The sequence below is a fragment of the uncultured Bacteroides sp. genome (assembly GCF_949298305.1).
Lineage (GTDB): Bacteria > Bacteroidota > Bacteroidia > Bacteroidales > Bacteroidaceae > Bacteroides.
In genome coordinates, this window is record NZ_CASFWU010000084.1 from 1 (window position 1) to 11753 (window position 11753).

An 11753-nucleotide genomic window follows, 5' to 3' on the forward strand; every position below is an offset into this window, starting at 1 on the left:
GCACGACGTGCTGCCAATACTCTGCGGCCATTGGCTGTAGCCATTCTCTCACGGAAACCGTGTTTGTTTCTTCTCTTTCTGTTGGAGGGTTGAAATGTTCTTTTCATCGTTATATCTTTTTTTATGTTATTATTCTCACGAATTCGGGCTGCAAAAATAGATACTTTTTTCAAATAAACCAAGCGATAACTCTTTTTCTCTCAAAAGTTTTTGCGATTTTTACCGAATTCCATTACTTTTGCACCCGCAAAACGAGGCAAATAGCAACTTACATATCCTAATAATAATAAAAGAACAGAGTATGATTAATGCCCAAGACATTAAAATCGGAACTTGCATCCGCATGGACGGCAAGCTCTATTTCTGCATCGACTTTCTGCATGTAAAGCCGGGCAAAGGTAATACCTTTATGCGTACCAAACTGAAAGACGTGGTGAACGGATACGTGCTGGAACGCCGCTTCAACATCGGCGAGAAGCTGGAAGACGTGCGCGTAGAACGCCGCCCCTACCAATACCTCTACCACGACGGTAACGACTACCAGTTCATGAACCAGGAAACTTTCGAACAGATACCCATCGCCCACGACCTCATCAACGGCGTTGACTTCCTGCTCGAAGGACAGATTGTAGATGTGGTTTCCGACGCTTCGACCGAAACCGTACTCTATGCCGACATGCCCATCAAGGTGCAGCAGAAGGTGACCTACACCGAGCCGGGTCTGAAAGGCGATACAGCCACCAACACACTGAAGCCCGCCACGGTTGAGTCCGGAGCCACGGTGCGCGTGCCCCTGTTCATCAACGAAGGCGAAACCATCGAAATCGACACACGCGACGGCTCTTACGTAGGCCGCGTGAAAGCATAAACCCCATCCCATCGGGAAAGCCTTGCAGGCGGCGGATTCCACATCCGCCGCCTGCTTGCGTTTGAGCCCCACAGCCCGCGGCCGCAACACCCGCAGACCATGCAGGCACGGTGCGCGGACCATGCAAGCGCCGCGCGCGGACCATGCAGGCACCGGCACGGAACCGCCAAACGCCCCGCCCGGACACCCCCGCGCCGCAGGCCGGAACCAGGGCGGCACTGCGGGGCCGGAACCGCGGCCGCAGAAAGAAAAAACGAATATCCGCCCCTTTTATTCGGCCATAACCGAATATTTTTCCTACTTTTGTGAGAATCAAGAAAGAAACATCCATCATGCGCTACTCCCTCATCATCCCCGTGTACAACCGTCCCGACGAAGTGGACGAACTGCTGCAGAGCCTCACCGCACAGACCTTCCGCGACTTCGAGGTCATCGTGGTGGAAGACGGCTCGGCCGTGCCCTGCCGCGACGTCGTGGAACGATACGCCGGCCGCCTCGACCTGCACTACTACGCCAAGCCCAACAGCGGCCCCGGCCAGACGCGCAACTACGGCGCCGAGCGCAGCCGCGGCGAATACCTTATTATACTGGACTCCGACTGCATCCTGCCCCCCGCCTACCTGGAGGCCGTGGAGGCCGGACTGAAGGCCGCACCCGCCGACGCCTTCGGCGGACCCGACCGCGCCCACTCGTCGTTCACCCCCATGCAGAAGGCCATCAACTACTCCATGACCTCGTTCTTCACCACCGGCGGCATCCGCGGCGGCAAGAAGAAGATGGACAAGTTCTACCCCCGCAGCTTCAACATGGGCATCCGCCGCGACGTCTACCAGGCCCTGGGCGGCTTCTCGCGCATGCGCTTCGGCGAGGACATCGACCTGAGCATCCGCATCTTCAAGGGCGGCTACCGCTGCCGCCTCTTCCCCGACGCGTGGGTGTACCACAAGCGGCGCACCGACCTGAAGAAATTCTTCAAGCAGGTGCACAACTCGGGCATTGCCCGCATCAACCTCTACAAGAAGTACCCCGACTCGCTGAAGCCGGTCCACCTGCTGCCCGCCCTCTTCACGCTGGGAACCGCCGTGCTGCTGCTGGGCACCCCGTTCTGCCCCTGGTCGCCCCTGCCCCTGCTGCTCTATGCCCTGCTGGTGCTGGCCGACTCCACCGCGCAGAACCGCAGCCTGCGCATCGGCCTCTACTCCATCGCCGCCGCCTACATACAGCTCATCGGCTACGGCACGGGCTTCTGGCGCGCGTGGTGGAACCGCTGCGTGCGCGGCCGCGGCGAATTCGAGGCTTTCAAGAAGAACTTTTATAAATAGTGAACAAGGAGACGAGGGGACAAGGAGACGAGGGGACGAGGGGACGAGGGGACAAGTTGACAAGTTGACGAGTTGACAAGTTGACGAGGGGACAAGGCCTTGTTACTTGAGAACTCGTCAACTCCTTCCACTAAAAGCCCGCCCCTCGTCCCCTCGTCAACTTGTCAACTCGTCAACTTGTCAACTCGTCAACTTGTCAACTCGTCAACTTGTCAACTCGTCAACTTGTCAACTTGTCAACTTGTCAACTCGTCAACTCGTCAACTTGTCAACTCGTCAACTTGTCAACTTGTCAACTTGTCAACTTGTCAACTCGTTAACTCGTCAACTGAAAAAACCATGAACAAACTCACCATCAAACAACTGGCCGCCGAAGACCGGCCGCGCGAGAAAATGATGCTGAAAGGCGCCGAAGCCCTGAGCGACGCCGAACTGCTGGCCATCCTCATCGGCTCGGGCAACGCGGAAGAAAGCGCCGTGTCGCTGATGCAGCGCGTGATGAACGCCTGCGGCAACGACCTCAACCGGCTGGGCAAGTGGGAAGTGCGCGACTTTGCCCGCTTCAAGGGCCTGGGCCCCGCCAAGAGCGTCACCGTCATGGCCGCCCTCGAGCTGGGCAAACGGCGCAAGCTGCGCGAGCCCGCCGAACGGCAGACCGTCAGCAGCTCGACGGACATCTACGAACTGTTCCATCCCCTGCTGTGCGACCTGCCCACCGAAGAGTTCTGGGTGCTGCTGCTCAACCAGGCCGGCAAGGTGATAGACAAGGTGCGCATCAGCCGCGGAGGCATCGACCAGACCAGCGCCGACGTGCGCACCATCCTGCGCGAGGCCCTGCTGCAACGCGCCACCCAGCTGGTGCTGGTCCACAACCACCCCTCGGGCAACACCCGCCCCAGCCCCGACGACCGCCGCCTGACCGAAAACGTGAAACGCGCCGCGCAAACCATGAACATACGCCTGACGGACCACGTCATCGTCACCGACGGAGCCTACTTCAGCTTCAACGACGAAGGCTGCCTCTGACGAAGGAGGAAAAGCCGCTCCGCACCCGCAATCGACCTCCAGAAACACGGAGGGAGGAAAATATTGTTCCAATATTCACTATTTTCCTCCCCTTTTGTACTATTTTCCCCATCGGCCTGCCCCAACTCTTTTAATTTTGCAGTACATCTTAAAAGAGTGAGATACTATGAAAACTGCAAACCTCCATCCCACAGGCGGCCCTCACCTCACAACACCGAAGGCAGACACGGCCAGCCAAGCCCGCCGGCAGACCTTTCCTCCCGCGAAAAGAGTCTTCCGCGAAAGGGCCCTCCTTCCCCAAAGCGTTCATAAACAGCTAACAATCAACTGATTGCACACAAACCGTAACCAATCTGAAACAACAACGTAATACGAAGCACCTACTTTTGCACCGCAAGCAAAAAGCAAGAGACTTAAATAGGAAAAACTATTATTTAACTAAAATCTAATTTTATGCTGAATGTACATTTTAAAAGAGAAAGGACACTGATGCAAAGCATCGTCTTTGTCATGTTCCTGCTAAGCAGTACCTTAGCATTTGCACAAAACACAGTGACCGGTAAAGTTACCGACAAGGCGGGCGAACCCCTGCCGGGTGTAAATGTTCTCGAAAAGGGAACCACCAACGGAAGCATCACCGACCTGGACGGCAAGTACTCCATCCAGGTAGAGAAAGGCAAAAGCCTGATATTCTCCTACATCGGCTTCACCACCCGCGAAGTGACCGTAGACAAGAACGTCATCAACATCGCCCTCCAGGAAGACCTCCAGGCCCTGGACGAAGTGGTAGTCATCGGCTACGGCAGCATGCAGCGCAAGGACGTCACCAGCTCCATCACGACCGTGAAGGCAGACAAACTGAATGTGGGTACCTATACAGATCCCGCCCAGTTGCTACAAGGCAAAGTGCCGGGCCTGACCATCACCCAGAGCAGTGACCCGAACGCCGGAACTTCCTCCATCACCCTGCGCGGTGCCTCTTCACTGCGTGGCGGCGAAGCCATGGAACCTTATTATGTAGTAGACGGAGTGCCGGGCGTATCTTTGGCACTGATTGCCCCCGAAGACATCGAGAGCATCGACGTACTCCGCGACGCTACCGCAACCGCCATCTACGGTTCAAAGGCAGCCAATGGTGTGATTATCGTCACCACCAAGAAAGGCAAGACAGGCAAGGCCAGCGTCACTTACAGCGCCTACATAGCCGCTGACAAGGTGATGAAGAACCTCGACATGATGTCCGCAGCCGACCTGCGCGCTTACGCCAAGGCCAACAACTTCACCATCGACAACGACTTCGGCGCCAACACCGACTGGCAGAAAGAAGTGCAGCGCACGGCCTTCACGCACAACCACAACGTATCCATCAGCGGCGGAAACGAACATACCTCCTACACAGCCAGCATCAACTACATGGAGAAGCAGGGTGTCATCAGAGGTACAGACATGGACCGCCTCATCGGCCGCGCTTTCGTACAGACCAAAGCTCTGAACGACCGCTTGACGCTATCCATGAACCTGAACGCCAGCATCACCAACAACAACTCCGTTGAGACCGGCAGCGACAACACCAGTGTTTACGATGCCATGAACTACTACTCTCCGCTGGTTCCCGTACGCAACGAGGACGGCAGCTGGTTCAAGTACGAAGGTGTTTCCCAGAACTACAACCCGTTGTCCCTGATCAACGAAGACACCTACCACCACCAGACCAAGAAATTGCAGGGAACTGCCAAGGCAGCCCTGGACATCATGGAAGGTCTGCAATGGAACGCTACCCTGTCTTACCAGAACGAACAGTTCCTGTGGGACGAATACCACACTTCCCAGTCACAGCTGACTACCGTTAAAGACAATGGCCAGGCACACCGCCGCACCACGATGGACACCAAGAAAGTGTTCGAGACTTATCTGAACTATGACAAGACGTTTAACGACATCCACAAACTGAACATCATGCTCGGTTACTCCTGGGAAGAGACAACCAAGGCCGACGGCTACGGTCTCACCGTCTACGACTTCTACAACGACGTTCTGGGCTACAAGAACATGGGCATGGCCAACAAGATGGACGGCATCAACGGCATCTGGTCTTCCGCCGAAAGCACTTTGCGCATGATTTCATTCTACGGACGTGCCAACTACAGCTTCAACAGCAAGTATCTGTTGCAGGCCACTGTACGCCGTGACGGTTCTTCAGCCTTCGGTGTCAACAACCGCTGGGCTACCTTCCCCTCCTTCTCAGCCGCATGGCGCATCTCTGAAGAAGAGTTTGCCCAAGACTGGGGCTTCGACGACTTGAAGCTGCGTGCCGGTTACGGCGTCAGCGGTAACTCACTGGGCTTCGACCCCTATCTGCCCCAGATGGTTTACGGCGGTACAGGCTGGTTCACGTATGTAGACGCCAACGGCGTTGCTACCGATTACCGCACCATCGGCGCATTGCGCAACTCCAACCCCGACCTGAAGTGGGAATCCACCTCCATGTTCAACGTAGGCGTTGACTTCTCCATCCTGGGCGGACGCTTGGGCGCAACCGTTGAGTACTACGTGAAGAAAACCTCCGACCTGATTCTGGACTATGCCGTTTCCACCAGCAAGTACCAGTACGGCACCATGTGGGCCAACGTAGGCGACATCACCAACAAGGGTATCGAAGTCAGCATCAACGCCATCCCCGTCCAAGTCAAGGACTTCCAGTGGAGCACAACCTTGAACCTGTCACACAACAAGAACACTGTTGACAAACTGTCTAACGACACCTACTCGGTAGATTACATCAACAAGGCCAACCCGAACATCGGCGGCTTCTCGCAAACCAATTCCATCCAGCGCATCATGGAAGGCGAACCCATCGGTACTTTCTACATGTATCACTGGGCCGGATACAACGAGGACGGAATCTCCATCTTCGATGAATACGACGAAGAAGGCAACCTCATCGGCACGACCACCAATCCGGGCGAGAAAGACCGTGTGAAAGTCGGTTCCGCACAACCGAAGCTGACCTTGGGCTGGAACAACACACTGACCTACAAGAACTGGACACTGACCGCCTTCTTCCAGGGCGTATTCGGCAACAAAATATTCAACGCCACCCGTGCCCAATACAACAACGTAACCAACATCAAGGTGGGCAAGAACGGCCTGAAGGAAATCATGACCGACCAGCACGCCAACGACACAGGCGCCCAGGCACCGTCCGACCGCTACCTGGAAGACGGCAGTTACCTGCGTCTCTCCACCCTGAGTCTGGGATACGACTTCGGTAAGATTGGGAACTGGATTAACAGCCTGAAGCTGACCGCCACCTGCAACAACGTATTCACCATCACCGGCTACTCCGGCACAGACCCCGAAGTCAGCCTGGGCGGTGTAGAACCGGGTATCGACTGGCGCAACTCCTTCTATCCGCGTACCCGCACCTTTATGTTAGGACTGAATGTAAACTTCTAATTTTAACAGACTACCATTATGAAAAATATATTTAAGCTATTTATATCAGCCGGATTCCTGGCAGCAGCAACCGCCGGGTGTACCGACCTTGATGTGGAAATTACATCCCAACTGACTGAATTTCCGGATTCAGAGATTGCAGCCGAGGCCAAGCTGTCCGATGTCTATTACAAATTCCGTGGGCCATTGGGACGCCGCTACAACGAACTTTGCGAGTTCTCCAGCGACGAATTCTCGGGCATCTCTTTCGACGGTGACTATTACAACAGCGGTGAGAACTCACACCCCACCCTTCACATGCTGAATGCAGACGACCCCACCATCGACTGGTATGGTGACATGACATCAGGCATCACAAGCTGCAACAAGGCCATCCTCGACCTGGGCGGTGAAGACGAACCTGCCGCAGCTCCCGCCCTCGCCATGCGTGCATTCTACCACTTCATCCTGATGGACCTGTGGGGAGCTACTCCCATTCTGGACCACCTGCTCGAGGACAACGAAGCCATCGACCGCTCTCCGCGTCCCGAAGTGGCCGCCTTCATCGAAGCCGACCTGCTGAAAGCCATCCCCAACCTGACACAGGAAGTCAACGCCGGAACCTATGGCAAACCGACCTACTGGATGGCCAAGGCGCTGCTTGCCAAACTCTATCTGAACTGGGGTGTATATTCCTGCGCAGATGTGGCAACCTATTCTCCTTCCGTTTCCAACCCGAAGCTGAATGACTGTATCGCCATTTGCGACGAAATCATCAACAACGGCCCGTTCGACCTCAGCAACAGCTATCGCGAGAAGTTCTGGCCTGAAAACGGCTCGCACATCAAAGACTTCATCTACGCCATGCCGTTCGACCGCATTACGGCCCAGGGCATGACCTACGCCCGTTTCCGCACCTGGAGACAAATGAACTCCCTCGACCCGTCCATGTACGGCTTCAAGCTGAGCGCATCCGTCGGCGGCAACATGGCTGTCAATCCCAATGTAGTAGACCTGTTGTCATTACCGGGCGACGAACGCAACCAGTCCATCGTGGGCGGCCCCATCTACTTCTACGACAATAATCGCAACCTGACCACCGAGCCCGTGCTCTACAACGGCGAACAGTTGGTATTCACAAAAGAAATCAAACTGAAGGAAGGCAGTGTACCCGAAGAGCTGAACACCGGCAAGGACGTAAACGGCTGGTCGCAAGGCTACAAGTCCGTGAAGTGGTTCCCCACTTACGATGACTACGTAAACGGCCGCAACCAGAGCAACGACGTGCCCGTATTCCGCTTCGCCGACATCATCCTGACCAAGGCCGAAGCCCTGCTGCGCGGCGGCCAGGCCACTACGGGCGACACGCCGACCTCTCTGCTGAACCAGATCCGTACTTACGTAAACGCACCGCAGTTTGAAGGCGAGGCTACCCTGCAAGACATTCTGGACGAACGTGGCCGCGAGTTCTTCGACGAGAACTGGCGCCGCAACGACCTCATCCGCTTCGGCAAGTTTGAGGACGACTGGGCACTGAAACATGTGGTGAACCCCAATGCCAAGACTGAACTGTTCCGCCGCATCTGCCCGATTCCGACAAATGTGATGAACGTGAACACCAACTGGACCCAGAACCCGGGTTATTGATTATCGTATTTTTTTAAGGTAAAGACAAACGATTGTTTTACTTAGAGTTTGAATAGAGAAGGAGCCTTGTATTGCATCCGCAGGAATGCCGTCCAGCGGATGTCAATGCAAGGCTTTTGTGTCATTGGCTGGATAGGCGGGGTATGCAGGCTATTGCACATTGCAGGTTATCCTTGCATGGCTCCGCTTCATTCACTTGCGAATTTAGGATTATGAAGAAGAATATTTTATTATCGCTTATGGTAGGGTGCTGCCTTTGCCTGCATCTGCCGGCGCGTGGCGCAGACGGGAAGGACTATGAGAAGGAGTTCCCCCTTTCCCGACACGTCGACCCGCGCATCGGCTCCGAAGGCCTGGGGCGCGTGTTCATCGGGCCGTCGTGCCCCTTCGGGATGGTGAAGCCCTCGCCGGACTGCACCCCCTCGCCCAACAGCGGATGGCTGCCCATGCCCGAACGGGTGGACGGCTTCGCGCAGGTACACGTCAGCGGCACGGGCGGCGGACCGAAGTACGGCAACGTGCTCGTGACGCCCTTCAGCGGCGCAGCAGACCGCACGCAGCACCTCGACTACCGCGAGTATGAGAACATCCGACTGGGCTACTACGACACGCGTTTCCAGGGGAGCGGCATCCGCACGGAGATTACCACCGCCGAGCGGGCCTCGTTCTACCGCTTCACCTATCCCGAGACGGCGGAGAAGGGGCTGGCCATCGACGCCGGGTTCTTCCTGGGCGAAAACCCCGTGCCCGACGCCCGCGAGGCGCAGCAGTTCGTAGGCTCGGAAATACAAATTCTGTCAGACACCGAGGTGTGCGGCTACACCCGCATCCGCGGCGGATGGAACAACGGGCGGGCCTACACCGTCTACTTCTACGCCCAGACCGACCGACCCTTCAGCGCCTCGGCCACGTGGAAGGGCGACAGCATCACGACCGACCGCTCGCAGTACGACACCCACCAAAAGACGGGCGCCCTGCTGAGCTTCGACGGCGGCGGAGGCACGCTGCAACTGAAGGTGGGCATCTCCTTCCTGAGCTGCCTGCGCGCCCGGGCCAACGCCCACGGCGAAATCCCCCACTGGTCGTTCGAGGAGGTACACCGCAACCTGCTTTCCAAGTGGGAAGCCCTCCTTGCGAAGATAGAGATTGACCCCCAAGCGCCCGAAGCGCACAAGCGCATGTTCTACACGGGACTCTACCACACCATGCTGATGCCCGTGGACCGCACGGGCGAGAACCCGCTGTGGAGCGACCCCGAGCCCTACTACGACGACTTCTACGCCATCTGGGACACGTACCGCACGTCGTCGCCACTCATCACCCTCATCGACCCCAAGCGGGAGGCGGACATCGTGCGCTCGCTGGTGAACATCGGCAGGCGCGACGGCTACATGCCCGACGCACGCAGCGGAAACTGCAACGGGCGGACGCAGGGCGGCTCCAACGCCGAAATCGTCATTGCCGACGCCTTTGTGAAGGGGCTGGAGGGCATTGACTACGAACAGGCCCTGCAAGCCATGCTGAAGGACGCCACCGCCGACCCGGGCGACCGCCACGAGGCCGAGGGACGCGGCGGACTGCGCGAATACCTGGAGCTGGGCTACGTGCCCTGGGGCATCGACCGCGCGGGCAACCGCACCGTGGAGTACAGCTACTGCGACTACGCCATCGCCCTCGTGGCCAAGGGGCTGGGAAAGGAAGAGCTGTACCGCCACTACCTGAAGCAGAGCGGCAACTGGAAGAACCTCTGGCGCGACGACTACCGCCACGGCGGCGCCCGCGGCTTCATCATGCCCCGCGACGCACAGGGACAGTGGCTGGACAGCCTGCCCTACGGCCACAGCCGCCTCGTGCAGCCCAAGTACGTCTACACGCCCCTGACCTTCGAGGGGCCGTGGTACACGCCCTGGTGGAGCATGTTCTTCTACGAGGCCTCGTCGTGGGAATACTCGCTCAGCATCCCCCACGACGTGCCGGGACTGATTGAGAAATGCGGCGGCCCGCAGGCCTTCGAGCAGCGGCTGGACACATTCTTCATCCGCAACTACTACAACGTCAACAACGAGCCTTCGTTCCTCACCCCCTGCCTCTACCACTGGCTGGGCAAGCCCTGGCGAAGCAGCGACCGCATCCACGCCATCCTGACGGAGAGCTACAGCGACGGTCCCGCAGGCCTGCCGGGCAACGACGACTCGGGCGCCATGTCCTCGTGGCTGGCTTTCCACATGATGGGCCTCTACCCCAACGCCGGGCAGGACTACTACCTCATCAACACGCCCCTGCTGCGCTCCACCACCCTCCACCTGGCCGATGGAAGCGACTTCCACATCGTGGCCGAAGGCCTCTCGGAGAAGAACCGCTACATCCGGAGCGCCACGCTCAACGGCGAGGACTATCCCTGGTCTGCCCTGCGCCACCGCGACCTGAAGGCGGGCGGCACGCTGGTGCTGAAGATGGGGAAGAAACCTACGGACTGGGGAAAAGAGATGTTCAAACCCGAATAACCAGACAAGGACCATGAAACAGAAAATAGCCATCGCCCTGCTCCTGCTGGGCACCTCGCTCGGAGCCGCCGCGCAGAACGCCCTGCCGGACACGCTGCTCTTCGTCTTCAAGCTGCACGGACAGACGCGCAAGTATGAAATGACCTTCACGCCCCGCAACGACTCCCTCGTGCTGGACTGGCGCATCCTGCGCAACCTGCGCTGGCAGCAAGGCTCGTTCACCCTGATGCCCCAAGCCCTGGAGAAGGGCACACAGCTCAGCTTCCTCATGCCCGAGGACGGCCGCCATGTAGCCCTGCCCGTCCACGAGACGGCCTACCTGATATCGCGCCAGGCCTACCGCCAACTGAAAGCCTCACGCAGCTTTGACTACAACCGTACCCGCTACGAACTGCTGGACAGCGACAGCCGCGCCGCAGGCTATCCCCTGCTGCACGTGCACGACCGCCAGGAAGGCGCCGAAATGTGGATTCTGGACCATCCCGCCCTGCCGCTGGTGTGGCGCATGAAGGACAACCCGCTGGAGATAAACTGGGAAATAAACAAGTAAAGAAAAGCGGCTCTTCCGAGCCGCTATACACAGGAGATGTTGCTACGGTTACGCCCGTTGAGCGCTACTCCACCCTCCAGTCGCTGATGGTGCCCGTTTCCGACGAGAACGCGGCACCTATCTGATATACCCGCCGCGGGTCGGCAGAGTATTCGCGGACATAGCCCTTGGCGTGTATCTGCTGCAAAGCCTCTGCGGCCGTGCCGTCCAGCTTGAACTCGAAGACGTAAATCTGCATCGGCGTCTCCACCACGCAGTCCACACGGCCCTGGCTCTGCGGCTTCTCCACGTAGACCGTGTAGACGCTGATGAGGCGCATGATGAGGTAGAAAGTATATTGGAAGTAACGCTCCCTTTCCGCTTCGTTCTCCTTGCGCCGCATGGTGTAGGGAATGCCGGCC

The 11753-nt window shown here is 57.7% G+C and carries 9 protein-coding genes; 7 read left to right on the forward strand and 2 right to left on the reverse strand.

The window, feature by feature from the left end; translation table 11 throughout:
- Positions 1–107: 50S ribosomal protein L34 (gene rpmH / locus Q1Y74_RS10965; protein WP_300814379.1), on the reverse strand; the 107-nt coding region annotated here is incomplete at its 3' end.
- Positions 108–301: 194 nt separating this feature from the next.
- On the opposite strand from rpmH, the gene efp reads away from it, so the two are divergent.
- The 7 genes from efp to Q1Y74_RS11000 all read left to right on the forward strand — a co-directional run bounded on the left by efp (position 302) and on the right by Q1Y74_RS11000 (position 11352).
- Positions 302–868: an elongation factor P gene (efp, locus tag Q1Y74_RS10970; protein WP_300814372.1), complete on the forward strand. Its 567-nt coding sequence runs from the start codon at positions 302–304 to the stop codon at positions 866–868.
- A gap of 332 nt (positions 869–1200) precedes the next feature.
- Positions 1201–2190 carry a glycosyltransferase gene (locus Q1Y74_RS10975; protein ID WP_300814380.1) on the forward strand — a complete coding sequence of 330 codons (990 nt, stop codon included), beginning with the start codon at positions 1201–1203 and terminating at the stop codon, positions 2188–2190.
- Between the two features lie 339 nt (positions 2191–2529).
- A complete protein-coding gene (radC, locus tag Q1Y74_RS10980) occupies positions 2530–3216 on the forward strand; it encodes a DNA repair protein RadC (protein WP_300814373.1) in 687 nt (228 codons plus the stop codon).
- Positions 3217–3669: 453 nt separating this feature from the next.
- A complete protein-coding gene (locus Q1Y74_RS10985; RefSeq protein WP_300814374.1) occupies positions 3670–6672 on the forward strand; it encodes a TonB-dependent receptor in 3003 nt (1000 codons plus the stop codon).
- 18 nt (positions 6673–6690) lie between these two features.
- Positions 6691–8298, forward strand: a complete 1608-nt coding sequence (locus Q1Y74_RS10990) for a RagB/SusD family nutrient uptake outer membrane protein (RefSeq protein ID WP_300814375.1) — start codon at positions 6691–6693, stop codon at positions 8296–8298.
- Between the two features lie 212 nt (positions 8299–8510).
- Positions 8511–10802, forward strand: coding sequence for a GH92 family glycosyl hydrolase (locus tag Q1Y74_RS10995; RefSeq protein WP_300814376.1), 2292 nt, complete (start codon positions 8511–8513; stop codon positions 10800–10802).
- Between the two features lie 13 nt (positions 10803–10815).
- Positions 10816–11352: a hypothetical protein gene (locus Q1Y74_RS11000; RefSeq protein WP_300814377.1), complete on the forward strand. Its 537-nt coding sequence runs from the start codon at positions 10816–10818 to the stop codon at positions 11350–11352.
- A 64-nt stretch (positions 11353–11416) separates the two neighbouring features.
- Here Q1Y74_RS11000 and Q1Y74_RS11005 read toward each other — a convergent pair.
- On the reverse strand, positions 11417–11753 hold a 337-nt coding region (locus Q1Y74_RS11005), incomplete at its 5' end, for a PD-(D/E)XK nuclease domain-containing protein (protein ID WP_300814378.1).